Consider the following 26186-nt stretch of genomic DNA (forward strand, 5'->3'; position numbering starts at 1 on the left):
CACAGCGACCGGAGGGGGCGGCTCCAGGTCCCCGTACCAGCAATTATCACGTTCCGCTTCCAACTGGGCACTGCGTGTAGTGGAATGGAGTCGCCCGACGGCCCCGCACGAGGCACGATCCGCCCCGGCGTGGCCGTAGGTCTGTCCGGTTTTTCCGCCCACCTCATGCCGAACCGACATGACAGGGGTCGCACACGTGGTCACTTCGGAAACCGAGTCCGGGGTCGAGTCGATCGAGTCCGGGATCAGGCCAGAGGCCGGGTCCGGGACCGGATCACTGGCCGGATCCGGGGCCGGGTCGGGGATCAAATCCGCCGCGGGGGCGCTGCCCCTGGTCGGGCACGCTCATCCGCTGTTGCGGGATCCGCTCGCGTTCCTGCGCTCGCAGGGCGGCGAGGGGCCGGTGGTACGACTGCTCATCGGCCGCCGCGAGGCGTTCCTCGTCACCGGCACGGAGGCGGCCCTGCAGGTCCTCTCCTCGGAGCAGCGGTGCTTCGACAAGGGCGGGCCGTTCATGGAGGCGGCCCGCCTCCTCGTCGGCAACGGCGTGATCACCTGCAGCGCGGACGAGCACCGACTCCAACGCCCCATGGTGCAACCCGCGTTCCACCGCACCCGGGTCGCCGGCTACGCCCCCGTGATGAGCGCCTGCGTGCGGGAGACCACCGCCTTGTGGCGTCCCGGCCGCGCGGTGCCGGTCAGGGACGAGATGTACCGCCTGTCGGCGGCGGTCGTCTCCCGGACGCTGGTCTCCGCGCCCGCCGGCCGGCAGGCCGCGGAGACGATGGCGGCCACGCTGCCGGTGCTCCTGCAGGGGATGCTGCGCCGGATGGTCGTCCCCCTGCCCTGGGCGCACCGGGTTCCCACCCAGGCGAACCGGCGTTTCTCCCGGGCCCGTTCCCGCCTCGACGCGGCCGTCGACGACGTCATCGCACAGTACCGCGGCGCGGAGCGGGACCGGGGGGACCTGCTGTCGACGATCATGGCCGCGGAGGAGGGGAGCGGCCGTGTTCCGGACGACGGGGAGGTACGGGACCAGGTCATGTCCGTGCTCGCCGCCGGCGTGGAGACCACCGCCTCCCTGCTGGCCTGGACCTTCCATGTCCTGGCCCGCCATCCCGAGGTGGAACGGCGGCTGTGGGCCGAGCTCGACGCCAGGCTCTCCGGCCGCGAGCCCGCCTTCGACGACCTGCCGCACCTCCCCTTCACCAAGCGGGTCCTGACCGAGGTGCTGCGCCTGTACCCGCCGGCCTGGATGCTCAGCAGGGTCGTGGTGAAGCGGGCGCGGGTCGCGGGGGTCGCCCTCCCGGCCGGAGCCGACGTGATCGTCAGCCCCTACGCCCTCCAGCGCGATCCGGGCGTCTTCCCCCGGCCGGACGTCTTCGATCCCGACCGGTGGCTGCCCGATCGCGTCACGCCGGGTCAGCGGCAGTCGTTCCTCGCCTTCGGCGCGGGCCGGCGCCGGTGCATGGGGGAGTTCTACGGAATGACGGAGGCCATGCTGGCGCTCGCCGGGATCGGCTCGAGGTGGCGCCTGCGCTCGCTCGATCCGGAACCCGTCCGGCCGGTCCCGCGCTTCCTGTTGATGCCCTCGGCCCAGTCCCTGGTCCTGGAGGAACGCCCGGGCACCTGCTGAGGGAGACCGGCTGCCGGGGAAGACCAGCTGAGGGATACGCATGGCAGGCCCGTGGGCTTCCTCGTAGGCTGTGCTCCGCCCTCCCCCTACGGGGACCGGGCGGCCGGCAGGCCTCTCGTCCGTCGCACGGCAAGGGCGCGGCACCAAGGGGCGGTGGGCCGTCCTCCGGGATGCGTGTGACCGAACCGCGACGACTCTCGACGAGGCCAGCAGCGATGACCGGACATCCCATACCGCGCACCCTGCGGACGCCCGACGCACCACGGGGAGGGGACGCCTTACGGGGAGCCGGTACCGTCCTCGCCTTGGCGGAGGAGTTCATACGCCTCCACCACCGCGAGAATCCCGGTGCCGGCTCGCCCGACCGGCGGCTGGCGGAGGTCGCCTCGGAGATCACCCGCACCGGGACCTACCGGCACACGCGCGAGGAGCTCGCGTTCGGGGCCAGGGTCGCCTGGCGCAACAGCAACCGCTGCATCGGCCGGCTGTACTGGCGCTCCCTGGCGGTACGGGACCTGCGCCACGTCGACGATGCCGAGCGGATCGCGCAGGAGGCCGTCCAGCACCTGCGCCTGGCCGGCAACGGCGGGCGCGTACGCCCGTACGTCACCGTCTTCGCCCCCGACGCCCCCGGGCGGCCGGGGCCGCGCATCCTCAACGAGCAGCTGGTGCGCTACGCGGGCTACACCCGCCCCGACGGCACCGTGCTAGGCGACCCGGTGAACGCCGGGATCACCGCCCTCGCCCAGGACCTGGGCTGGCCCGGCGGGCCGGGCACCCCCTTCGACGTGCTGCCCCTGCTGGTGGAGGGCCGCGGCGAGAAGCCGCGGTGGTTCGAGGTGCCGGACTCGGCCGTGCTCCAGGTGCCGATCGAGCATCCGGGGCTGCCGTGGTTCTCCCGGCTGGGCCTGCGCTGGTACGCGGTGCCGGCCGTCTCCGGCATGCGGCTGGAGATCGGCGGCGTGGTCTATCCGCTGGCCCCCTTCAACGGCTGGTACATGGGCACCGAGATCGGCGCCCGCAACCTGGCCGACGCCGACCGCTACGACCAGCTGCCGGAGATCGCCCGGCGGCTGGGCCTGGACACCTCCCGGGACCGCTCCCTGTGGAAGGACCGGGCGCTGGTCGAGCTGAACATCGCCGTGCTGCACTCCTTCGAGCGGGCGGGCGTCTCCATCACCGACCACCACACCGAGTCGCGGCGCTTCCTGGACCACATCGCCCGCGAGGAACGGGCCGGCCGGCGGGTCGGGGCCGACTGGTCGTGGATCGTCCCGCCCCTCTCGGGCGGGGCCACCCCCGTCTTCCACCGCTACTACGACACCGAGCAGCACCGTCCGGCCTTCACGCATCCCTCGGCTGCGACGACCTGCCCTGTCGGGCGGAGCTGAGCGCCGGGGCGGGGCTGAGCGCCCGGGCGGAGCCGAAGACCCATCGGGGCCGAACGCCGGCATCGGACATTTCTGCAGAATCGTTGTTTCCCGTGCGGTTGCGCCGGAAAGGCTTCACCCGAGTTCATTCCGCCCATCCCCTTTCCCACCATCCCCCGGCCGGAGGCACCCAGGGAGCCGCCCATGCCCTCGCGCCCTCGATGCCGGACCTACCAGGACCTGCTCGGCACGACGCTCGCTGCGGCGCTGAAGGCCGGCACGGTCTCCGCAGGCCACCGTGAACACGTCCTCGTGGAGAGCGCGTTCTCCGGACATCCCCTGCTCTCGCTTCCGCTGTCCGCGCCCGCGGACGCGCGGAACGCGGTCGAGCGGGCGCGCACGGCGCACGGGGTATGGCGGGGCGTACGGGCCTCCGACCGCGCCAGATGGCTCGCATGGTTGCGCAAGGGCCTCGCCGGACGCCACGGCGCCCTGGGCTCCGTCCTGACCCACGCCGCGGGTCTGGGCTCCGTGGACGCCGCCACCGAACTCCGGCAGGCCGACCGGGTGCTGCGCCACTTCGCGGCAGCCGGACGCCACGGGTTCGGCTCCTGGCAGCCGCAGGGCAAGGCCGGCCCCGGGGGCCCGCCGCACCGGACCGGGGAGCGGCCGGCGGTGCTCGCCTCCCAGGTGGACGACGCGCGGCCGCTGGCCTCCCTGCTCGAGGGGGCCCTTCCGGCGCTGCTGCGCGGCGGGGCGGTGGTCACCGAGGTCGACGTGCGCAGCGCCATGGTGGCGCTCGCGGTGACCTCCGCGGCGCGCCGCGCCGGGCTGCCCGCCGGTGCCTGGCAGTTGGTCGTCCAGGGCTTCTCGGATCACGCCACCGCCCGGGCGGTGCGCGCCGTTCTGACCGAGCACGCGGACGACTCCGCGCCGCAGTGCTGCGGGCCCGGACCGGCGCGTTCCACACGGGCGCGCCCCCGGCTGCCCGGACTCCTCGTGGTGCGGCACGACGGACAGGCGCGGGCGGCCGCTCGTGCCGCCGTCCGGGCGTGCTTCTCTCGTGCGGGCCGCGGCTGCGCCGCCACCCCGCTCATCGCGGTGCACGCCGCCCAGTCGGCGGACTTCCTGGACTGTTTCGTCCGGGAGGCAGCCCGGTTCACCCCGGGGAGCACGCTGCTCCAGCGCCGTCAGCCGGCCCTGTTGCTGGACTGGGTCGACAGCGCCGTCGCGTCCGGCGCCCAGCCCCTCCTCCTGGGCGGCCGGCCGGGTGACCGCCCCGACGGCTCCGCGCCGGCCGTCCCGCGACCGGTGATCCTGTTGGACGGCTCCCGGTGGCACGAACGCCCCCACGAGCTCCCACTCGGCCCCCTGGCGGTCGTGACCCGGTTCACCTGGTGGGCGCAGGCCCTGGAACTCGCCCAGCACACCGGCTCCCACCTGAGCGTCTTCACGCGGACGCACGCGTCCCGGCTCGCCCCCCAGTTCGCCGGGCTGCCCGCCACCCGGATCCGGCTGAACCAACCGCCGGTCGCGGGCCTGCTGCCGCGCGGCGCACTCCCGGGCGTCGAGGGGCACGACGACGCCCGGGATGCCGGAGGCTTCCGCTGAGCCACCGGTGGGCCGGTCCGGGCCCGCCGGCCCGCCGCGTCATCCACTCGGGCGACCCGGCGCCCCACCGCCCGTATGGCGAGGGGAATCGCGGCCGGTGACGGTTACGCTCCATGCGACCGGGAGCGCCGTCCGCGTACGGGACGGGCGTGGGGCCCGGGCCGGCGCCCAGCGCGCGCCGCGGGCGGCCGGAGGAGAGACGTGAGCGCAGGCAGCGCGGTGGCGACGGCCGCGGTGGCCGCCGTGACCGGCGGATACGCCCTGGTCTCCCGGCGCCTGGCCTCGACCGCCGTGTCGGCCCCGCTGGTGTTCACCGCGGCCGGCGTGCTCATCGGCCCGGTGGGCCTCGGCCTCCTGGACCTGGAGCGCGACGCCGGTCCGGTGCTCACCCTCGCCGAGGTGGCCCTGGCGCTGGTGCTGTTCACCGACGCCGCCACGATCCGTTCGGAGGAGTTCCGCAGCGGCTGGTTCCTGCCCGTCCGGCTGCTCGTCGTCGCGCTGCCACTCATCATCGCGGGCGGCGCGCTCCTGGCGTGGGCGCTGCTGCCGGGCCTGACGGCCTGGGAACTGGCGCTCGCCGGGGTGGTCCTCGCGCCCACCGACGCGTCCGTGGGCAAGGCCGCGGTGTTCGCATCGCGCATCCCGGCGGTCGTGCGGCACGGGCTCAACGCCGAGTGCGGCCTGAACGAGTGCCTGATCCTGCCGGTCTTCGCCGTCCTCCTCGCCGGGCTGCCCGGGACGGCGGCCTCCCACCAGGGGGTCGCGGGAGTCTTCTGGCAGGTGCTGGTGTTCGGCCCTCTGCTGGGGGTGCTGATCGGGGGCCTCGGCGGGTGGCTGCTGCGCCGGGCGTGGGCCGCGGGCCTCGTCGCGCCCGACTGGCGCCGCATCCTCCCCCTCGCCCTCGTCACCATGGCGGGCACGCTCGCGGCCGCCACGGGCGGCAGCGCATTCGTCGCCGCCTGGGTCACGGGCTTCGTCTTCACGGCCGCCCTGGGTGCGGGTCCCTCCCCGGACGGCGCTCCGGACGGCTCCCCGGGCGAGGAGGACGACACGCTCGAGTCGGTCGAGCACCTGGCGGCGCTCCTGGCCGCGCTGAGCTTCATGGTCTTCGGCGCGGTGCTGCTCGGACCGGCGCTGACGCATCTGAACTGGCGTGTCGTCACCTACGCGGTGCTGAGCCTGACCGTGGTGCGCATGCTGCCCACCGCCCTCGCCCTCATGGGCAGCGGGCTGCGCCCGGCCACCGTGGCCTACACCGGCTGGTTCGGCCCCCGCGGCCTGCCCTCCCTCGTCCTCGGGCTGCTCGTGGCGGCCGAGGGGGCGCCCGGGACGCGACCCACGGGCACCGTGATCGCGGTCACCGTCGGGCTGAGCGTCCTGCTGCACAGCGTCTCGTCCGTCACCCTCGCGGACCGGTACGGCCGGTGGTACGAGCGGGCCGTGGCGCGCCGGGCGGCGCTGCGGGAGAGCGTCGCCGACAGGGTTCCCGGCCTACATCCCCTGCCCGAGTGGAAGAAGTGGTGACCGAGGGCCGACGGGCGTGGGCGTGGGCGCGTCAGGCGTCCCGGGCCACGACGCGGCCGTGGTCCGCGGCCTCGGCGAGGGCCAGGAAGTCCTGCTCGTTGACGTCGGCGTAGGCCTCGGCGAAGTCGGCCAGCGCCCGGTCGAAGGCGTCGCCGCCGCCCAGGTACGCGGCGATGGCGATGCGGTCGCCGGAGCGGGCGTGGGCGCGGGCCAGGGTGGCGCCGCACAGCTCGCCGTAGACCCGCATCTGGCCGGGCGACATCCGCTCGGGGCGGGCGCTTCCCTTTCCGTCGCGCAACTGGCGGACGTAGAAGTCGCGTTGCCGCCCGTCGATCCCGGCGGCGCGCTCCCAGCCGAGGAGGATGTCGCTGACGGCCTGCATCAGGCGCTGTCCGCAGACCACGCGTTGCCCTTCGTTGTCGTAGGCGCTCGGTCGTGCGTAGGGGGCCAGCACCGAGGGGACGGCCTCCTTGGCCTGCAGGATCAGCGGATCGTCGGCGTCCCTGCCGAGCATCAGCACGATCCAGCAGCGGGTGCCCACGCTGCCGACACCCACGACCTTGCGCGCGGCGTCGGCCATCCGGAACTGGCTCAGCAGGTGCCGGCGGTCGGAGGCGAGGCTGCGGCCGTACCGCTCGGCGAGCAGGCGCAGGCGTCCCTCGAGTTCGGCCCGCCGGTCGTCGGCCATCAGGTCGCCCAGGGGGACGAGCAGGGGCGGATCGGCGGCGATCCGCCGGACGCCGTCGACGACCTCGGTGAGCCGCTGGAAGGCGTGCTGCTGGTCGCGGGTGCGCGCGCTCTCCAGCGCCTGGGACAACCGGCGGCGCCCCTGCTGGTCGAGCCGGTCGGCGAACAGCGCGCGCAGGCGCTCGGCCTCGTAGCGCGTGTACCAGACCTCGAGGTTGCCCCTCCCCGCGAAGTCGCGCATCGCCTGCCGGTACGAGCGCACGGTGGCGCGGACGACGTCCGCGCGCCGCTTCCGGGGGAAGCCGTTGTCCCGTCCGGCGATCGCCAGGCTGGCGGCCAGGCGCTTGACGTCCCACTCCCACGGGCCGGGCAGGGTCTCGTCGAAGTCGTTGAGGTCGAAGACCAGGCGGCGTTCGGGGGAGGAGAAGAGCCCGAAGTTCAGCAGGTGGGCGTCCCCGCACAGCTGTGCCTCGATCCCGGTACGGGGTTGGGTGCCCAGGTCCGCGGCCATGATGGCGGCGGCGCCGCGGTAGAAGGAGAGCGGCGAGCGCAGCATGCGTCCGTAGCGGATCGGCACGAGGTCCGGCACCCGGTCGACGCACTGCCGTTCGAGGATCTCCACGGGGTCGGTCCGGCCGGCGGGGAGTTCGCACGCGGCGTGGGCCGAGCGGGGAACCCGGCCGCGCGCCGCCTTGCCGCGCGCCGCGCGTTCCTCCGGCGCCGGATGATGCTCCTGCGTGCTCAAGGCCGTCTCCTTCCCTGTTCACCGCTGGTGTGACCGGCGGTGTACGAACCAGATGCCCGCCGCGAGGAGAGAGACCGCGACGAGGACGATCAGGCCGGTGCCCCAGAACCCGTCGGCCAGCCGGATCCCCGCCACGGCGAGACCGGCCGCGAACGCCAGGGGCGCCACGGCCAGGGCGAGGAACCGCAGGACGGAAGCGACGCCGGCCGCCCTGGGCATGTGGCTGAGCCGCCCGGGGTGAGCGGCCTGATAGCCCACCGCGCCCGGGGTGTAGAACCGCACGGCCCTGTCCGCGAGCCGCAGGGTGTTCTTCCGGTAGATCACCGCGAGTGCGGGCACCCAGATCAGCGGCAGCACCATGCCCACGAGGAACAGGGCCGCGATCGGGAGGGCCGCGACGACCTGCTGGAGCTTGCCGCGTTTCTCGCCGCCGCCCACGATGCCGAGGATCGCCGCCATCCTGACCAGCATCGCCCATCGCGTCCGCCGGGGAATGCGGCCCCGGCCTCCCGGCGGACGACGCCGCACCTCGGCCAGGGACGCGGCGGCCGCCTCGGTCGAGGGGTACACGTCCTGAAGGACCAGCAGGTCCGCCACCCGGCGTTCGCTGCGGGGGTCGTGCCCGGCGAGGACGGCCAGTTCCAGCACCATCCGGGCCTGGGAGAGCAGGGCCGCCACGAAGCTGACCGGCATGAGGATCACGAACGGGCCGCCCAGCACGGCGCCGTCGGCGATCGTCATGCGGGTGCCGTGGGTGATGGCCTCCCGGCGTAGCTCGTCGTCCGCCGCCTGCGGCTCGCGCTCCCTGCGGCGGGCCACGGCGGCCGCGGCCCGGGGGCCGAACCGCCGCACCGCGAAGAAGGCCAGTTGCTCGGGCATGTGCTGCGGATCGGCCCAGATCATCGGCAGCAGCGCCTGGGCCTGGACCGTCACCGACTCGTCCGCGGGGGCCGGGCGCGGCCCGCCGGTGGTTCGCCCGCCGCCGTTCATCCGGGTCCGCCGTTCATCCGGGTCCGCCTTCCTCGGCTGTCGCCCTGGGCGGGGATCCGCCCGCGCGGCCGGGGCGTGCCCGTGGCCGCGTGGCGGTCTCCCCGTCACCGGTTCGGCCCGCACCGGTGGCAGTTCCACTGTGGCCCGGCGTGCCGGGGCCCGCCTCACCCGTTCCGGGTGACGGTGGTGGCGCTCCCCGCGGGCGACGACAATGGCGAAAAGGGCCGGGCCGCGAGCCCTGGAGGTGCCATGAGGCAGGTCGCCGCCCCCGGAGGGGCACGGCAGCGGTGGAGCGCGCGGGTGGCGGTCGTGGCGGCCGTCGGCGCGGGGGTGCTGCTGCTGTCCGTGGCGGGGTTCAAGAGCGTGGCGCTGGTGGCCGTGGGGGCGGCGGGCCTGGCCGTCACGGCGGCGGCCGGGTGGTGGGCGCTGACGCGCCGGGGCGTGGCGAGGGGCGCCGCGCTGGTCCTGGCGGGGGCGGCGCCGCTGGCCGTCCTCGCGGCGTACGTGGCGGCGAGGCTGCTGTGGATCGTCGTGGTGTCCTTGGCCCTGTGGGCGCTGGCCGCCGTCACGGGCCGCTCCGCACTGAGGGCGGACTCGGCCCCCCGTACGGCCCCCGGCCGGCCGGTCCCGCCGCCCGGGCGGGCATTTCTGCTGATGAATCCGCGTTCGGGCGGCGGGAAGGTGGGGCGCTTCCGGCTGAAGGAGAGGGCGGAGGCGCTCGGCGCGGAGGTGGTACTGCTCGGCCCCGGCAACTGGGACGCCGCCGGGCTCGCCCGCGACGCCGTCGCCCGGGGCGCCGATCTGCTCGGTGTGGCAGGGGGCGACGGGACGCAGGCGCTGGTGGCGGACGTGGCGGCCGAGCATGACGTGCCGTTCGTGGTGATCCCGGCCGGGACGCGCAATCACTTCGCCCTGGACCTCGGCCTCGACCGGGACGACCCGTCGCGGAGCCTGGAGGCGCTCACCGACGGGGTCGAGTTCCGGGTGGACCTCGGACGCGTCGGCGGGCGTGTCTTCGTCAACAACGCCTCCTTCGGCGCGTACGCGGAGGTCGTCCAGAGCCCGGCGTACCGCGACGACAAGGCCGGCACCCTGCTGCGGCTGCTGCCCGACGTGCTCACCCATCAGCACGGCCCCCGGCTGACGGTGGGCGCCGGGGCCGTCGCCCTCGACGCGCCGCAGGCCGTGCTGGTGAGCAACAACCCCTACCGGGTGGGTGACCGTGCGGGGCTGGGCCGGCGCGACCGGCTCGACGGCGGCGTGCTGGGGCTGGTGGGCGTCACGGTCGACAGCGCGGTCCAGGCGGCCGACCTGCTGCGCGGGCGGCGCGCTCCGGGCCTGGTCTCCCTCACCGCCGGCGAGGTCGTCGTCGACGCCGACGGGCCGGAGGTGCGGGTCGGCGTCGACGGTGAGGCGCTGACGCTGCCCACTCCCGTGCGCTGTGTGTCGGAGCCCGGTGCGCTGCGGATACGGGTTCCGCGGCACCGTCCGGGTGTTCCGCCGGCGCGGCCGCGTCTGGACTGGCGGCGCCTGTGGGAGCTCGCCGCCAGGGCGGGCCGCGCGCTACCCGCGGCCGGCTCTTCCGGAGCCGCGGGGCCCTCGGGGAGCGGTTGACGGGTCGCGCGCGAGGGCGGACTGGACCGCGCCGACGACGACGTGGGCGGCGACGCCGACGAGCAGGATGTCGCCCGCCATCTGCGCCATGGTGGCGATCCGTGCCTCTTCCGTGTGGGGAGCGATGTCGCCGAAGCCAACGGTGCTGAACACCGTGAGCGCGAAGTACAGGGCGTCGGTCCGGGTCAGGGGCTCGGTGAAACTCCCCTGGTCGGCCTGCTCCACGAGGTAGTACGCGGCCGCGAAGATCAGCAGGAACAGCGGCACCGTGGTGGCCAGCGCCTCGACGGCCCGCAGCCGGGGCCGGGAGGACCGCATGATCGAACGGATCTGCCAGGTGAACAGGGCCGCCACGGCGGCCAGGCCGAGGACCAGGCCCACGGCGGTGCCTCCCTCGAACCTCTTCTCCAGGGGGAGCAGGTAATAGGCGAGGACGAGGGCGGTCGCCGTACCGACGGGCCGCAGGGCCACGCTCACCGGCCGGCCTCCCGGGTCTGCCGCTCGGCGGGCAGCCGGCGGGTGAACGGGAGGGCGCCGAGGGTGATGGCCGCGGCGGCCAGCACGGCGGCCTTGAGGCTGTCGAGCTGCGCCGTGGAGTACGAGCCGACGATCGCGTCCACCTCGGAGGACGGGAGTCCGGCGCGTTCGGCGGCGCCGCGCACCTGGTCCGTACCGACGAAGCTGACGCCCGCCTCCATGGAGATGCCGGCCTGTCGGCGGGCCGCGTCCGAGATCTGCGGGTTGTCCTCGATCTGGGTGGTGAAGGCGTGGACCAGGGCGCCGATCAGCAGGGAGCCGATGAGCGCGGTGCCCAGGGACGAGCCGAGGTTCTGCGCGGTGTACTGCAGGCCGCCCGCCTCGCTGCGTTCCTCCTCACCGACGCTGGACTGCACGACATTGCCGAGCTGGGAGGCGAGGAGCCCCATACCCACGCCGAGGACGGCCATCGCCAGGCCGAAGGCGAGGTTGTCGATTTGCGGCTCGATCGTGGCCAGCAGCCACACCTGCGCCACGAGGAGCACCAGCAGGCCGCAGCGCACCACCGTCCGGGGCGCGGCGATCCGGCCGAGCAGCGGGCCCGTCATGGCGGACAGCAGCATGGTCACCGACACCGGCAGCAGGCGCAGCCCGGTCTGGAAGGCGTTGAAGCCCTGCACGACCTGGAGGTAGAGGGGGATGACGAAGAACAGGCCGAGCAGGACGAGGTTCTGACAGAGCAGCATGATCAGGCCGGACCGCAGCGGCGGGACCGCGAACAACGACAGGCGCATCAGGGGCTCCCTCCCTCGCGCCTGCTGCCGCCGCTCCCAGGAGCAGAAGAGCCACAGCAGTACGCCTCCCGCGGCGATGGCGAACACGGTCGGGGAGAAGCCGAAGACGGTGAAGGGCGGGTTCCGGGGTTTGAGCCAGCCCCAGGAGCTGCTCTGCAGGACGCCCAGGACGACGAGGGCGAGCCCGGCCGCGGACAGCGCCACGCCTCCCTTGTCCAGTGCGGTCCTCGGCTCCTTCGGGACGTCCGGGATCCACCGGATGACGCACAGCATGGCGATGACGATCACGACCTCGCCGGCGAACACCAGCCGCCAGGTCAGGTACGTCGTCACCCATCCGCCGAGCAGTGGCCCCACCGCGATGCCGGCGCCGGCCAGCCCTCCGACGACGCCGTAGGCGACCGCCCGTTCCCGGCCCCGGTACGCGCCGGCGACGAGCGCCGCGAGCGCCGGGAGGACGAGGGTGGCGCCGAGGCCCTCGATCACCGACCAGCCGAGCGCCAGCACCCACAGCTGGGGGGCCACCGAGGTGAGGGCGGACCCGGCTCCGTAGACGACCAGCCCGAGGGCGAAGGCCCGGCGGCGCCCGAACGCGTCCCCGAGCTTCCCGCCGGTGATCATGAAGGCGGCCATGACCAGGGTGTAGAGGGTGATGACGGCCTGGATCGCCGTGACCTCGGTGTCGAAGTCCTCGACCAGCGTGCTGATCGAGACGTTCATGACCGAGGTGTCCAGCACCATCAGGAACTGGGCCGTCCCGAGCACGATCAAGGCCCGCCATCGTTTCACGCCTGCACCCTCTTCGCTTTCCGGTGCGCCCCGGTGACGGGCGAGCGGCCCCTTGTCCGCACCCTAGAACCGCGCGGCGACCGGCCGGGGTCTTGGCGGGGGGCGTGTCGCCCGTGGGCCCGGGGCCGGCCTCCGTTTGCGCTGTTCTCGAAGGTGTGGGCGTCTGGCGCCCGCTCCCGCGCTCACCCGGTACGGGTGATGTGGCGCCCACCGGGCCGCGGTCACGCTGCTAAGGACAACCGTCCCCGCGCGTAAGCGCCCGGCCAGGAGGGAGCAGGACATGGACGTGCCCCGCGCTCCAGGCCCGTCGTCCGAGGACCGCCCGCTGACCCCCGGCGAACGCGACCACTACAGACGCCTGAGCCAGCGCGAGGCCCTGCGCCACCGGCGGCTGCGCTACGCGGCGACGTCCGTCCTGCTGGTGCTCGCCTTCGTCCTCTCACCGCTCGCGGTGGTGGCGACCTGGGCCGACAGCCAGGTCTCGGACACCGACCGCTATGTGCAGACCGTCGCGCCACTGGCCAAGGATCCGGCGGTGCAGAACGCCGTCACGGACCGGCTCACCACGCGTGTGGTCGACAACGTCGACATCAAGGGCATCACCGACGCCCTCGCCGGAGCCCTCGCCAAAACGAACGCCCCGCCGGCGATCGTGGACAGGTCCCACCTCCTCGCCGGCCCCCTGAAGAACGCCCTCACCACCGCCGTCCACACCGTCGTCCAGAAGGTCGTCACCAGCGACCAGTTCGCCGAGCTGTGGAACGACGCGAACCGGCGCGCCCACGCGGCCGTCGTCAAGGTGCTCACCGGCGAGGGCAACAGCGCCGTGCAGGCCCGCGGCGACTCCATCGTCATCGACCTGGGCACGGTCGTGGACAAGGTCAAGCAGAAGCTCGTCGACGAGGGCTACGAGAAGGCCGCGAACATCCCCGACGTCGACAAGACGATCCCGCTGTTCCAAACCGACAAGCTCGACGATGCCCAGGCCGCCATGCGCCTTCTCAACGTCGTCGGCACCTGGCTGCCCGTCACCGTCATCGCCCTGGCCGCGCTCGCCGTGTGGTCGGCGCCCGCCCACCGGGTGACGCTCATGACCGCGGCCATCGGCATCGGCGTGATGATGGTGCTGCTCCTCGTGGGGCTCGCGGTCGTCCGGCACATCTATCTGGACTCCGTGCCACCCGCGACCCTGCCACCGGACGCGGCCGCCTCGGCCTACGACACCCTCGTCCGCTTCCTGCGCGACGGCACCCGCACGGTCCTGGTCATCGCGGTGATCACGGCGTTGGCCGCCTACCTCTACGGTCCCGGACGGGGCGCCCGGTTCGTCCGCTCGGTGTCCACCCGGGCCACCGGAGCCACCGGCCGGGCCATGGCCCACTCCGGCCTGCGCACCGGCGCCACGGGCCACTGGCTGCAGACGCACCGGCGCTGGACCACCGGCGTCGTCATCGCGGCGGCGGCACTGATCCTGCTCCTGTGGAACTACCCCACCGTGGCGGGCGTGGCCCTGATCCTCCTCATCACCGTCCTCGTCCTGGCGATCCTCGCCGTTCTCGCGGCCGCCTCCACCGAAAAGGGAGCCGAATCATGAGCGACAACGTGTATCTGGCCTACGACTACCCCCTCCTGGGCGCGTTCTGGACCATCCTGGTCATCGCGCTGTGGGTGTGGTGGTTCATCCTGCTGTTCCGCGTGATCGCCGACATCTTCCGCGATGACGCGCTGAGCGGATGGGCCAAGGCCGGCTGGCTCGTTCTCACCCTTCTGCTGCCCTTCCTGGGCGTCTTCATCTACGTCCTCGCCCGGGGCCGGAGCATGGGCGCCCGGGAGCGGCGCCACGTCCAGGCGCAACAGGAGGCGTTCGACCAGCACGTCCGCGAGGCGGCCGGCGGTACGGGCCGCAGAAGCGAGGCGGACGAGCTCATGAAGCTCTCGGAGATCCGCGCCAGGGGAGACATCTCCGACGAGGAGTTCCGCCGGGCGAAGGAGAAGATCCTGCACTGACACACGGCGACCCACACACGGCGATCGCAGCCGGAAACCCCACCGACGACCGGACGAAGGAGAAAGACCATGTCCTCCTCGCTCCACCACCCCCACAGCGAACGGTCCCTGGCGGCAGCCGCCGGACTGACGGTGTTCGCGGCCGTGATGCTGCTCATCGCGGGCTTCCTGGACATCTTCCGGGGCATCTCGGCCATAGTCCACGACACGGTGTACGTGAACACGCCCCACTACGTCTACGCATTCAACCTGACGGGCTGGGGCTGGATCCACCTCCTCCTCGGCATCGCGGCGGTCATGGTGGGCATCGGCCTGTTCAAGGTCTCCACCTGGGCGAGAGTGCTGGGCATCGTCATAGCGGCGCTCCTCGTGATCGCCAACTTCCTCTTCCTCCCCTACTACCCGCTGTGGTCGATCGTGGTGATCGCCGTGTGCGGCTTCGTCATCTGGGCCCTCTGCATCGTCCGCAACGACGTGTGAGCAGCGGACCTGTCCAGGTCGTCGGAGGACGCCCGGACGGCGGTGGCGCCCGCCGTCCGGGCGCCACATATGATCTCTGCCATCCGTCGGGACAGGGGAGACGCCGCAATTGCCCACACCGCACGAGGTGACTCGCATCCGATTGCTCGGGCCCGTCCAGTTCGTCTCGGCACAGGGGACGGCCACCCGCCCGGGAGCACCGGGGCCGCAGGCCGTGCTGGCGGCCCTCGCGCTGCGCACGGAAAGGCTGGTGACGATCGACGAGCTGATCGACGGCCTGTACCACGACCGTCCGCCGTCCTCCGCGCGGCGCGTGGTCGTGAACTACGTGCACCGGCTGCGGACGCACATCGACCGGGTGGAGTCGGACGGCGGCGGGCGCCCGTCCTCGGTCATCGAGACCACGGACGACGGATACGTCCTGCGGTTCCCCAAGGACCACGTCGACGCGCTGCGGTTCGGCCTGCTCACCGCACAGGCCAGGCAACGGGCCCGGGACGGCGACCCGCTGTCCGCCGTGGCCTGCCTGGAGGACGCGCTCGGGATGTGGCGGGGGCCCGCTCTGGCGGGCCTGCCCGGACCCGGCGCCGAGGACCGGCGTCGCGCGCTGACCGAGGAGCGCGCCTCCGCCGTGGAGCACCGCCTGGGGCTGCTGCTGGAGTGCGGGCGCGGCCCGGAGCTGGTGCCGGACATCCTGGGCGCCCTGGAGGAATACCCCTACCGCGAGCGGTTGCACGGCGCGCTGATGCTGGCGCTCTACCGGTCCGGGCGGACCGCCGAGGCGCTGCTGGCCTACGACAACGCCCGCCGGGTCCTCACCGAGGAACTGGGCGTCGACCCGGGCCCCGCCCTGCGGGAGCTGCACGCCGCCATCCTGGCGGAGGACCGGACGCTCCTCGTACCCCCCACCGCGACGGCCGGGGGGCGGCCGCCGCGGGCCGGCCGCATACGGCCGGCCCCGGACGGCCGGCCCGCTCAGCTTCCGGCCGTGCCCAGCGACTTCACGGGCCGCCGGGAACAGCTCTCGGCGCTGGTCTCCGCGCTCACCGGCGGCGCCGAGCACGCCGTCGCGGTCATCACCGGGATGGGCGGGGTCGGCAAGACCACCCTGGCCCTGCGCACGGCGCACGCCGTCGCCGGCACCTACCCGGACGGGCAGCTGTACGCGAATCTGCGCGGCCCCGACGGGACGCCGAGCGACCCGGCCGCGATCCTGGCGGGCTTCCTGACCGCGCTGGGCGTCCCCAACGAGCGCTTCCCGGTGTCGCTCGCCGACCGCTCGGCCCTCTTCCGCACCCTGCTCTCGCAGCACGCCGTCCTGGTCGTCCTCGACAACGCCACCAGCGTGGCGCAGGTCGAACCGCTGCTGCCGGGCGCCGCCCGGTGCGCCGCGCTGATCACCGCCCGGACCCTGGCCGCGATGCCCGCCACGCTCACCCTGCCCCTCGAGGGGCTGGGCCCCGACGACGCCGTCGAACTGATCGGCAAGGTCGCCGGGGCGCGGCGGTCGGCGGAGGAGCCGGAGGCCGTCGCCGCGCTGGCGGCGACCTGCGGGTATCTGCCGCTGGCGCTGCGCGCGGCCGGCTCCCGCCTGGCGGCCCGGCCCGCGTGGAGCGTCGACACCCTGCTGGCACGCGTGTCGGACCAGGCCCGGCTGCTCGGAGAGCTCCGGGTGGGAGAGCTGACGCTCGAGGCGGTCTTCGAACTCTCGACGTCCCAGCTGCCCCCCGTGCAGGCCCGTGCGTTCATGGCGCTGTCCATCCCGCACTGCAGTGAGTTCCACGTCACGGGCGCGGCGGCCGTTCTCGACCTGCCGGAGAAGGACGCCGAGACGGTCCTGGAGGCACTGGTCGACGCCGTGCTCCTGGAGACCCGCGCACCGGGCCGCTACCACTTCCACGACCTGGTCGGCGCGTACGCGCGGGCGAAGGCCCAGAAGGAGTTCACCGAGCCCGAACGCCGCGAGGTGGTCCGCCGCGCGGCCGACTACATGTGCGCGAGCGTCGTCGCCGCGGTCCGGGCCACCCAGCCCCTGGCCGGGCCGCTGACCGCGGAGATCCACCCGCGGCGGTCGGCGGGCGCGGACCTGCGCACCGCGCGCGACGCCACGGAGTGGGTGCGGGACGCGCTGCCCACCCTGACCGCCGTGGTCGAACAGGCGGCGGCCAGCGGAGATCCCGACGCGGTGGCGCTGGCCGTGGACATCCTCACCCTCGTGCCCTGCTTCGAGTACATGGTGCCGCTGGGAACGCTCGCGCAGGCCGCCACCGCGCTGGTCCCCGCCGCCCTGGAGCACTGCGACGGCGAGATGGCGGGCACCGCCCACTACGCGGCCGGGGTGATGCTCCAGAAGCACTCGTCCCCCGAGTCCCTGCGCCGCTCGCGCGCGCACCTGCTGAAGGTCCTGGAGATCTTCGGCGACACTCCCCCGGCGGGCGACCGCCACCGGCCCTTCCTGCTGGTGCTGTTCACCCTGGCGATGCTGGCCCAGCTGGAGCGCCAGTTCGGGAACTTCGCCTCGGCCCGCGACTGCGCGGAGCGGTCGGTGGCCGTGGCGGCGGCCAGTGGCGACCGGCAGCTGGTCGCCCGGCGGCGCACCATCGTGCTCCAGGTCGAGGCCGAGGACCCCGACCGGCGCATGGACCTGGCCGAGATCGGAGCGCAGTGCCGGGAGCTGATGGCGGTCTTCACCCGGTCCGAGGACGAGAAGTGGCTCATCAGGATGATGCTGACCGAGGCGGACAGCCTGCTGCGCGCCGGCGCCCACGCCCAGGCGGCCCCGCTCTACCGCCGGGTGCTGGAACGCGCCCGGTCCAGCGGTCACGCCCACAACGAGACGGAAGCCCTGTTCCGGCTCTCCGAGGCGCTCCTGGCGGCCGGGGAGACCGGTGCCGCCGTCGATACGGCACGGGACGCCCTGGCCGGCGCCCGGCTGACCGGGGAAGCGCTGCTGACGGCCCGCAGCCACCAGGCCCTCGGCAACGCCCTGCGGGCGACGGGCGAGGACACGGAGGCCGGCACACACCTGGCGGCGGCCGAGGAGCTGTACCGGGCACTGCGCGGGGCCGCGGAGGCGACGGGGCACGCGTGACGCGTCCGCCCCGCGCGCTCAGCCCACCGGCAGCTCCCTGCGCTGACGGACCGGTCCCTGGAGGAGGAACAGGGCGCACAGGGCATTGCCCGTGTAGAGCGCCCACAGGGCGCCCCGGTCGCCGAGGACGGTGGCCAGGGCGCCGCCCAGGAGGCTGCCGACGGGAATCGTTCCGTACATGACGAAGCGGATGCCGGAACTGATCCTGCCGAGCATCCCGGGCGGGCAGTACGCCTGCCGGAAGCTGACGATGATCACGTTTCCGGCGACGATGCTCGCGGTGAGGCAGAAGTCCCCGACGAGGAACGCCGCCAGCCCCGCGCCGTCGGTGGTGAGCGGGATCAGCAGCCCGAACGGGCCGCCGCAGAAGGCGCACAGCATCACGGCCCGGGCGGTGCCGACCCTGCGGGCCAGCCAGGGCGAGACGACGGCGCCCAGCACACCGCCGAGGCCCACGAGGGCGATCAGCACGCCGATGGTGCCTCCGCCGACGCCGACCGTGCGGCTCAGGAACACGACCGCGAGGGCCTGGGTGCCCGCGAGGAAGAGGTTCATGCCCGCGTCGCACAGCAGGATCGTCCGCAGGAAGGGATCCCGGACGAGGAAGGCGAAGCCTTCGCGGATCTCCGGGCCGAGGGCGGGGGCCCGGCGCCGCTCACCGCCCGGCGGCGCCTCCCGCGCCCGGATCCGGGTCAGCAGGAGCACCGACACGAGAAAGCTCAGCCCGTCCGCGAGGAACCCGAAGACCGCTCCCCCGGCCTGGACGAGCGCGCCGCCCGCGCTCGGCGCGACGACGTCGGCGGCCGATTCGCTGGCCTCGAGCTTGGAGTTGCCGTCCTCGAGGTCCTCACGCGGCAGCAGGGCGGGGATGTAGGCGCTGTAGGCCGCGCGGAAGAAGACGTCGGCGGTGCCGGACAGGACGGCCACCAGGAGGAGTTGACCGGCCGAGAGGGCGTCCAGCCAGGCGGCCGCCCCCACGGAGAGGAGCAGCACCGCCGAGACGGTGTTGCACACCAGCATCACGGGCCGGCGGCGCATGCGGTCGACCCAGGCCCCGGCGGGCAGGCCGATCAGCAGCCAGGGCAGCCACGCCGCGGCGTTCAGCACGCCCATGGTCATCGAGCTCGCGTGCAGCGTCTCCACGGCGATCAGCGGCAACATCACGCGCGTCGCCGCGCTGCCGGCCTGGCTGACCGTCTCCCCCGCCCACAGCAGCCGGAAGTCACGGTGCCGCAGGGATCCCTTCATCGGCCCCGCCCGTCCCGGAGGACCGCGCCGATCCGCGCGAGCGGCCGCTCCGCCATCATCTCCCCGTGGGCGCAGGCGATCTCGTGCCGGTCGACACGACCCGTCACGTACGGCCGCCACGGCTCGGGGCCGACGGCGTCGGCGTCCGCGTCGAGAGCCGCCGTGAAGAGGGTGACGTCGCCGTGGAAACGGCTGGGGCGGTGGCCGTCCGCGAGCGTGCCGTGGTGGACGAACGCCTCGCCGACGGCCGCGATCACGTCCGTTCCGAGGCCGGCCAGCGGGCCGCCCGGGGCGCCGGCGATCCGGAGGAACCCGGCCTCGCCGACCGGGGTGTCGTCGCCCACCGCGTGGCCCAGGGACGCCAGGAGTGCGGCCAGCGGGTCGCCCTGCGGGCGTTCCTCCGCGTCGGCCTCGGCATCGGCATCGGCATCGGCGGGGTAGCCGTCGAGCAGGACCAGTTCGGCGACCTCCGCTCCCCGGCTCTGCAGGTGCACCGCCATGGCGTGCGCGACGACCGCGCCGAACGACCAGCCGAGGAGGTGGTACGGGCCGTCCGGCTGGACCGTACGGATCAGGTCGGCGTAGTCCTCCGCCATGGCCTCGACGCTCGCCGGCCGGGCTGCCGGGTCGCGCAACGCCCGTGCCTGGAGGGCGTACACCGGCCGGTCCGGGTCGAGGTGACCGGGCAGCCCCGAGTACACCCAGCCGATCCCGGCCCCGGGGTGCACGCAGAACAGCGGGGGCTTCCCGCCGCCGGACCGGAGGGGGATCAGGGGTGCGAGCGAGTCGTGCGGGGCGTCGGTCGCGCGTCGCGCGGCCAGCCCGGCCGGGGTGGGCGCCTGGAACAGGTCCTGGATCCCGAGCTCCATGCCGAGGGCGGTACGGGCGCGGGAGATGAGCCGGGCGGCGAGCAGCGAGTGCCCGCCGAGGTCGAAGAAGCCGTCGTCGACGCCGACTTCGGGCAGGCCCAGGACCTCGGCGAACAGCGCCGCCAGCGTCGCTTCCTCGGGCGTGCGCGGTGCACGGGAGGCGGCGGGCGAGGTGATGCGGGGGCGCGGCAGCGCGGCCTGGTCCAGCTTGCCGTTCGGTGTCAGCGGGAACGCGTCCAGCGCCATGAACGCCGAGGGCACCATATGGTCCGGGAGTACTGAGGACAGTTCCCGGCGCAGGGCCGTCACGTCGACCGTACGGCCGGCCACGGGCACGACGTACGCCGCCAGCCGCTTCCCGCCCGGACCGTCCTCGCGTACCGTCACCGCGGCCTGTGCCACGTCCGGGAGGCGGACCAGGGCGGTCTCGATCTCGCCCGGTTCGACGCGGAAGCCACGGATCTTCACCTGCTCGTCCGCACGGCCAAGGAACTCCAAGGCCCCGTCGCGACCCCACCGCACCAGATCCCCCGTGCGGTACATCCGCTTCCCCGCGGCGAACGGGCACGCCACGAACCGCTCCGCCGTCAACCCCGGCCGACCGAGATAACCACGGGCCAGCCCGGAGCCGGCGATGTACAGCTCCCCGGCCACGCCGGGCGGCACCGGCCGCAGGGCCGCGTCCAGGACGTACGCGCGCGTGTTGGCGACCGGGCGGCCGACCAGGGGGCGGGTGCTGTCCGCCAGGTCCCACCACAGGGCGTCGACCGTGCACTCGGTCGGACCGTAGAGGTTGTGGCAGAGCATGCCGTCCACCTGCCGCAGCCGGCTCCACAGGGCGGGGCCCACGGCCTCGCCACCGAGCAGCAGCACCCTGGGGGGACGGGCCGCGAGGCCCTCCTCGACGAGTTGTTCGGCATGCGTGGGCGTGACGTCGACGACGTCGATACGGGCGTCGGCGATGTGCCGCACCAGGGCGCCCGCGTCGCGGCGGACGTCGTCACCGATGACGTGCAGCTCATGCCCGGCGACCATCCACAGCAGGTCGTCCCAGGAGGCGTCGAAGGACAAAGACGTCGTCAGGGCCACCCGCAGCCGCCGCCCGCCGGCGGCCTCCTCGGCACGGGCCATGATGCCTGCGCGGTGGAAGGCGTAGAGGTTGCGCAGCGCCGCGTGGTCGGTGACGACGCCCTTGGGACGGCCGGTGGACCCGGAGGTGTGGATGACGTACGCGGCGGCGCCGGGCAGGACCTCACGCCCGGGGTCCTCCGGGGACTCGGCCTCGGTGGCGGGGTCGTCCGCCCGCAGCCGGGGGATGTTGCCGAGCGGCAGCGTGTCCTGCGTCGGCGCGTCGGTGACGACGAGTGCGGGGGCCGCGTCCTCCAGCAGAAGGGCGATGCGCTCGGCCGGGTAGCCGGTGTCGACGGGCAGGCAGGCGGCGCCGGACTTGAGGACGGCGAGCAGCGCCACCACCGACTCCTCGGACCTGGGCAGCGCCACCGCCACCACGCGCTCGGGCCCCGCGCCGGCCCTCACCATGCGGCGGGCCAGCCGGTTCGCCCTGGCGTTGAGCTCGCCGAAGGTCAGCGCGGCGGCGCCGTGCACCACGGCCGTAGCCTGCGGAGTGCGCGCCGCCTGGGCCTCGAACAGCTCCGGTACGGTCGCGTGGGGCACCGGCAGCCCGGTGTCGTTCCACCGCACCAGCATCCGGTCGCGCTCCTCGGGCGACAGCGGGTCCGCCGCGCTCACCGGCCGTGCCGGGTCGGCGGCGAGCCCGTCCAGGACGCGCGCCAGGCCGGCCGCGATGCCGGCCGCCGTCCGTGGGTCGAAGAGGTCCGTCGCGTACTCGAGCGAGCCGCCGATCCCGGCCGGCCGGCCCTCGGCGTCCCGCCGCTCGTGGACGTCGACGGTCAGGTCGAACTGCGCCGCGTCGAAGCGGAACGGCTCGTCGCGGACATCGAGGCCGGCGAGGGCCAGGGTGTCGTCGGCGGTCTCCTGGAGCTGGAACATGACCTGGAAGAGGGGGTGGCGGGCGAGGGACCGGTCGGGGTTGAGGGCCTCCACCACCCGCTCGAACGGCACGTCCTGATGCTCGTACGCCGCCAGATCCGCATCCCGCACACGGGACATCAGCTCGAGGAAACTCGGATCACCGGAGACGTCCGTGCGCAGGACCAGGGTGTTCACGAAGAACCCCACCAGGTCGTCCAGCGCCTCATCGGCACGACCCGCGACAGGCGTGCCGAGGGGGATGTCCGTACCCGCCCCGAAGCGGGACAGCAGCACCGCGAGACCTGCTTGCAGCACCATGAACAGCGTGCAGCCGTTCGACCGGGCGAGCTCCGCCAGGCGGGCGTGGAGCTCAGGGCTCAGCTCGACCGGAACCGAACCACCCGCATAACTCGCCACCACCGGACGCGGCCGGTCGAACGGCAGAGCCAGCTCCGAAGGAACCCCGGCGAGCTGCTTGCGCCAGAAGTCCAGCTGCCGCGAGACGACGCTGCCCGGATCGGTTTCCTCACCCAGCAGTTCCCGCTGCCACAGCGTGTAGTCCGCGTACTGCACCGGCAGCGGCTCCCAAGCCGGGCCACCGCCCCGACGGCGATCTTCGTACGCAGCCGCCAGGTCACGGAAGAGCGGCCCCCACGACCAGCCGTCAAGCGCGATGTGGTGCACCACCAGTGCCAGCACATGCTCGTCCTCACCCACTGTGAAAAGCGTCGCCCGCACCGGAGGCCGGGAGGCGAGATCGAACTCCTCGGCGACCAGCCGTTCCAGAACCTCGCCCGGCCCACGTTCCCCGGCGTCCACCGTCTCCAGCCGCACGGCGGCGGCATCCGGCGACAGCACCCGCTGGCACGGCTCGCCGTCGACCTCCGGGAACACCGTCCGCAAGGCCTCATGGCGGGCGGAGACATCCGCCAGCGCCGCGGCGAGGGCGGCACGGTCCAACGGCCCGCTCAGCCGCAGGGCGAACGGGCAGTTGTAGCCGGACCCCTGCCCCGAACGGCTCAGGAACCACAGACGTCGCTGGGCGAACGACAACGGCAGCACCTCGGGACGGTCCACCGTCCGCAAGGCCGGCCGAGCCGGACCGAAGCGGTCCGGACCCGCCGCCAGGCCGGCGACGGTCGGCGTCTGGAAGAGGTCACGGATGCCGAGTTCGACGCCGAGTGCCGTCCGGGCACGGGAGATGAGTCGCGTCGCGAGCAGCGAATGTCCGCCGAGGTCGAAGAAGCCGTCGTCGACGCCGACTTCGGGCAGGCCCAGGACCTCGGCGAACAGGCCCGCCAGGATCTTCTCCCGGGGCGTGCGCGGCGCGCGGGAGCCCGCACCGGCCGCGTAGTCGGGGCGCGGCAGCGCCTTGCGGTCCAGCTTCCCGTTCGGCGTCAGCGGCAGAAACTCCAGCGCCATGAACGCCGAGGGCACCATGTGGTCCGGGAGTACCGAGGACAGTTCCCGGCGCAGGGCCGTCACGTCGAGCGTACGGTCGGCCACCGGCACGACGTAGGCCACCAGCCGCTTCCCGCCGGGCCCGTCCTCGCGCACGGTCACCGCGGCCTGCGCCACGTCCGGGAGGCGGGCCAGCGCCGCCTCGATCTCACCGGGTTCTACGCGGAAGCCACGGATCTTCACCTGCTCGTCCGCACGGCCGAGGAACTCCAGAGCACCGTCGCGACCCCACCGCACCAGGTCACCGGTGCGGTACATCCGCTCCCCCACCCCGAACGGGCACGCCACGAACCGCTCCGCCGTCAACCCCGGCCGACCGAGATAGCCGCGGGCCAGGCTCACGCCGGCGATGTACAGCTCGCCCGCGACGCCGGGCGGCACCGGTCGCAGCGCCGCGTCCAGGACGAAGACGCGGGTGTTGTCGAGGGGCAGGCCGACCAGGGGGCGTTCGCTGCGGGCGGCGTCCCACCACAGGGCGTCGACCGAGCACTCGGTCGGGCCGTAGAGGTTGTAGCAGAGCATGCCGTCCGCTTCGCGGACCTTCGTCCACAGGGTGGCTCCGGCGGCCTCGCCGCCCAGGAGGAACACCCGGGGGCGGTGCCGGGGGTCGTCCAGCATCCCCTCCTCGACGAGCTGTTCGGCGTACGTCGGCGTGACGTCGAGAACCTCGATGCCGGCCGCGGCGATGTGCCGCGTCATCGCGCCGGCGTCGCGGCGGATGTCGTCGCCGATGACGTGCAGCTCATGTCCGGCGACCATCCACAACAGCCCCTCCCACGACGTGTCGAAGGACAGCGAGGCCGTCAGCGCCACCCGTAGGGGACGGGGTCCGTGGATCTCCTCGGCACGGGCGATGACGCCGGCGCGATGGTGTGCGTAGAGGTTGCGGAGCCCGGCGTGGTCGATGACGACGCCCTTGGGACGGCCCGTGGAACCGGAGGTGTAGATGACGTACGCGGCGTTGTGCGGCCGCGTGTCGCGTCCGAGGTTGTCCGGCGAGTGCACCGCCGTCGTCGGGTCGTCGACCAGCACCCGCTGGGTGTCGGCCGCCGCCGGCAGGGTTCCGGCGGTGGCGGAGTCGGTGACGACGAGCGCGGGAGCCGCGTCCTCCAGGAGCAGGGCGATACGTTCGGCCGGGTACTCCAGGTCGACGGGCACGAACGCCGCACCGGTCTTGAGGACGGCGAACAGCGCCACCACCGACTGCTCGGACCTGGGCAGCGCCAGCGCGACCAGGGTCTCGGGGCCCGCGCCACGCTCGGCCAGGGCGCGGGCCAGACGGTTCGCCCGCGCGTTGAGTTCGCCGAAGGTCAGCACGGTGTCCCCGTGGACTACCGCCGTCGCCTCCGGCGTCCTTGCGGCGCGGTCCTCGAACAGCCCGGGAAGCATCCCCTCGGGGGTGGGCCGGGCAGTGTCGTTCCAGCCCGCCAGGACCTGCTCGCGGTCCTCGTCGGACATCGGATCCGCCGCCCCGACCGGGCGGCCGGGATCGGCCGCCAGCTGCCCCAGGACGCGGGGGAGGCTCTCGGCCAGGCTCCGGGCGGTCTCCGGATCGAAGAGGTCCACCGCGTACTCGAGCGAACCGCTGATCCCGGCCGGCCCGCCCTCCGGCGCCTGGTGCTCCTGGAAGTCGACGGTCAGGTCGAACTTGGCGATGTCCCAGCCGACCGGCTCTTCCTCGGCCGAGACGCCGGGCAGGCTCATGGCCGTTCCGGAGCCGTTCTCCAGCGTCATCATGACCTGGAAGAGGGGGTGACGGGCGAGGGACCGGTCGGGGTTGAGCGCCTCCACCACCCGCTCGAACGGCACGTCCTGATGCTCGTACGCCGCCAGGTCCGCGTCCCGGACGCGGGACAACAGCTCCACGAAGCTCGGGTCACCGGAGACGTCCGTGCGCAGGACCAGTGTGTTCACGAAGAACCCCACCAGGTCGTCCAGCGCCTCATCGGCACGACCCGCGACGGGCGTACCGAGGGGAATGTCCGTACCCGCCCCGAAGCGGGACAGCAGCACCGCAAGACCCGCCTGCAGCACCATGAACAACGTGCAGCCGTTCGACCGCGCCAGCTCCGCCAGGCGGGCGTGCAACTCAGGGCTCAGCTCGACCGGAACCGAACCACCCGCATAACTCGCCACCACCGGACGCGGCCGATCGAACGGCAGAGCCAGCTCCGAAGGAACCCCCGCGAGCTCCTCCCGCCAGAAGTCCAGCTGCTGGGACACGACGCTGTCCGGATCGGACTCCTCACCCAGCAGCTCCCGCTGCCACAGCGTGTAGTCGACATAGCGGACGGGCAGCGGCTCCCACTGCGGAGTGGTGCCGGTGCGCCGCGCCGCGTACGCCTGCGAGAGGTCGCCGAACAGGGGCTCCCACGACCAGCCGTCGCAGGCTATGTGGTGGATGACGAGGGAGAGCACGTGATCGTCGGCCGACAGGGCGAACAGCTCGGCGCGGACAGGCAGTTCGACGGTCAGGTCGAAGACGTGTCCGGCGGCCTCGGCGAGGGCGGCGGGCAGCCGGTCCTCGGTGATCGCCACGGTCGTCAGCCCGGGCCGCCGGTCCAGGACGCGCTGCACCGGCTCGCCGTCGGACTCGGGGAACACCGTCCGCAGCAGTTCGTGGCGGTCCGCGACGTCCTCCAGCGCGGCGGCGAGGGCGGCGCGGTCGAGCGGGCCGCGCAGGCGGAACGCCAGCGGGCAGTTGTAGGCGGCGCCCGTCTCGGCCATGCGGTGGAGGAACCACAGCCGGCGCTGGGCGAAGGACACAGGGAACACGAGATCTCCTTGGTGTGCGCGCACTC

15 protein-coding genes are annotated in these 26186 nt (G+C 73.8%); 9 read left to right on the top strand and 6 right to left on the bottom strand.

What is annotated here, in order from left to right:
* Positions 1-196: 196 nt before the first annotated feature.
* The 4 genes from J1792_RS25220 (at position 197) to J1792_RS25235 (ending at position 6141) form a co-directional block, all read left to right on the top strand.
* Positions 197-1636, top strand: coding sequence for a cytochrome P450 (locus J1792_RS25220; protein WP_179198902.1), 1440 nt, complete (start codon positions 197-199; stop codon positions 1634-1636).
* A gap of 305 nt (positions 1637-1941) precedes the next feature.
* On the top strand, positions 1942-3027 hold the full coding sequence (locus J1792_RS25225) for a nitric oxide synthase oxygenase (RefSeq protein WP_242646599.1): 1086 nt from the start codon (positions 1942-1944) through the stop codon (positions 3025-3027).
* Between the two features lie 183 nt (positions 3028-3210).
* On the top strand, positions 3211-4617 hold the full coding sequence (locus J1792_RS25230; RefSeq protein ID WP_086570231.1) for an aldehyde dehydrogenase family protein: 1407 nt from the start codon (positions 3211-3213) through the stop codon (positions 4615-4617).
* A 201-nt stretch (positions 4618-4818) separates the two neighbouring features.
* Entirely contained in the window at positions 4819-6141 is a 1323-nt protein-coding gene (locus J1792_RS25235) for a cation:proton antiporter domain-containing protein (RefSeq protein WP_207248274.1), read from the top strand.
* 31 nt (positions 6142-6172) lie between these two features.
* Here the strand turns inward: J1792_RS25235 and J1792_RS25240 are convergent, their stop codons facing one another.
* Positions 6173-7573, bottom strand: a complete 1401-nt coding sequence (locus J1792_RS25240) for a DUF2252 domain-containing protein (RefSeq protein ID WP_086570235.1) — start codon at positions 7571-7573, stop codon at positions 6173-6175.
* Positions 7574-7591: 18 nt separating this feature from the next.
* Entirely contained in the window at positions 7592-8563 is a 972-nt protein-coding gene (locus tag J1792_RS25245; RefSeq protein WP_207248275.1) for a hypothetical protein, read from the bottom strand.
* A 249-nt stretch (positions 8564-8812) separates the two neighbouring features.
* Between J1792_RS25245 and J1792_RS25250 the strand changes: the two genes are divergently transcribed.
* A complete protein-coding gene (locus J1792_RS25250) occupies positions 8813-10177 on the top strand; it encodes a diacylglycerol/lipid kinase family protein (RefSeq protein ID WP_086570239.1) in 1365 nt (454 codons plus the stop codon).
* On the opposite strand, the gene J1792_RS25255 is transcribed toward J1792_RS25250, so the two are convergent.
* Both J1792_RS25255 and J1792_RS25260 read right to left on the bottom strand, forming a co-directional pair.
* Positions 10127-10654, bottom strand: a complete 528-nt coding sequence (locus J1792_RS25255; RefSeq protein WP_086570241.1) for a potassium channel family protein — start codon at positions 10652-10654, stop codon at positions 10127-10129. The two genes, J1792_RS25250 and J1792_RS25255, sit on opposite strands and share 51 nt — an antisense overlap.
* A complete protein-coding gene (locus J1792_RS25260; RefSeq protein ID WP_086570243.1) occupies positions 10651-12237 on the bottom strand; it encodes an MFS transporter in 1587 nt (528 codons plus the stop codon). Before J1792_RS25260 ends, J1792_RS25255 begins: the two co-directional genes overlap by 4 nt.
* 280 nt (positions 12238-12517) lie before the next feature.
* On the opposite strand from J1792_RS25260, the gene J1792_RS25265 reads away from it, so the two are divergent.
* The 4 genes from J1792_RS25265 to J1792_RS25280 all read left to right on the top strand — a co-directional run bounded on the left by J1792_RS25265 (position 12518) and on the right by J1792_RS25280 (position 17815).
* On the top strand, positions 12518-13831 hold the full coding sequence (locus tag J1792_RS25265; protein ID WP_086570245.1) for a hypothetical protein: 1314 nt from the start codon (positions 12518-12520) through the stop codon (positions 13829-13831).
* Positions 13828-14244, top strand: coding sequence for an SHOCT domain-containing protein (locus J1792_RS25270; RefSeq protein WP_086570247.1), 417 nt, complete (start codon positions 13828-13830; stop codon positions 14242-14244). Before J1792_RS25265 ends, J1792_RS25270 begins: the two co-directional genes overlap by 4 nt.
* A gap of 69 nt (positions 14245-14313) precedes the next feature.
* Positions 14314-14724, top strand: a complete 411-nt coding sequence (locus tag J1792_RS25275) for a DUF7144 family membrane protein (RefSeq protein ID WP_086570249.1) — start codon at positions 14314-14316, stop codon at positions 14722-14724.
* A 127-nt stretch (positions 14725-14851) separates the two neighbouring features.
* Positions 14852-17815, top strand: coding sequence for an AfsR/SARP family transcriptional regulator (locus J1792_RS25280; RefSeq protein ID WP_242705271.1), 2964 nt, complete (start codon positions 14852-14854; stop codon positions 17813-17815).
* Between the two features lie 18 nt (positions 17816-17833).
* Here J1792_RS25280 and J1792_RS25285 read toward each other — a convergent pair whose 3' ends face one another.
* Together J1792_RS25285 and J1792_RS25290 are read right to left on the bottom strand one after the other, a co-directional pair.
* Positions 17834-19063 (bottom strand): MFS transporter, encoded by a 1230-nt coding sequence (locus J1792_RS25285; protein ID WP_086570252.1) that lies wholly within the window; start codon positions 19061-19063, stop codon positions 17834-17836.
* Positions 19060-26160, bottom strand: a complete 7101-nt coding sequence (locus J1792_RS25290) for a non-ribosomal peptide synthetase (RefSeq protein ID WP_207248276.1) — start codon at positions 26158-26160, stop codon at positions 19060-19062. The genes J1792_RS25285 and J1792_RS25290 overlap by 4 nt, the downstream gene beginning before the upstream one ends.
* Between the last annotated feature and the right edge of the window lie 26 nt (positions 26161-26186).

The sequence above is a fragment of the Streptomyces triculaminicus genome (genome assembly GCF_017349075.1).
GTDB classification, from domain to species: domain Bacteria; phylum Actinomycetota; class Actinomycetes; order Streptomycetales; family Streptomycetaceae; genus Streptomyces; species Streptomyces triculaminicus.

Excerpts from the sequence above, each read along its gene's own strand:
- J1792_RS25245 (WP_207248275.1), bottom strand. The coding sequence starts at position 8,563 with ATGAACGGCGGCGGGCGAACCACCGGCGGGCCGCGCCCGGCCCCCGCG.
- J1792_RS25250 (WP_086570239.1), top strand. The coding sequence starts at position 8,813 with ATGAGGCAGGTCGCCGCCCCCGGAGGGGCACGGCAGCGGTGGAGCGCG.
- J1792_RS25285 (WP_086570252.1), bottom strand. The coding sequence starts at position 19,063 with ATGAAGGGATCCCTGCGGCACCGTGACTTCCGGCTGCTGTGGGCGGGG.
- J1792_RS25265 (WP_086570245.1), top strand. The coding sequence starts at position 12,518 with ATGGACGTGCCCCGCGCTCCAGGCCCGTCGTCCGAGGACCGCCCGCTG.
- J1792_RS25230 (WP_086570231.1), top strand. The coding sequence starts at position 3,211 with ATGCCCTCGCGCCCTCGATGCCGGACCTACCAGGACCTGCTCGGCACG.
- J1792_RS25270 (WP_086570247.1), top strand. The coding sequence starts at position 13,828 with ATGAGCGACAACGTGTATCTGGCCTACGACTACCCCCTCCTGGGCGCG.
- J1792_RS25275 (WP_086570249.1), top strand. The coding sequence starts at position 14,314 with ATGTCCTCCTCGCTCCACCACCCCCACAGCGAACGGTCCCTGGCGGCA.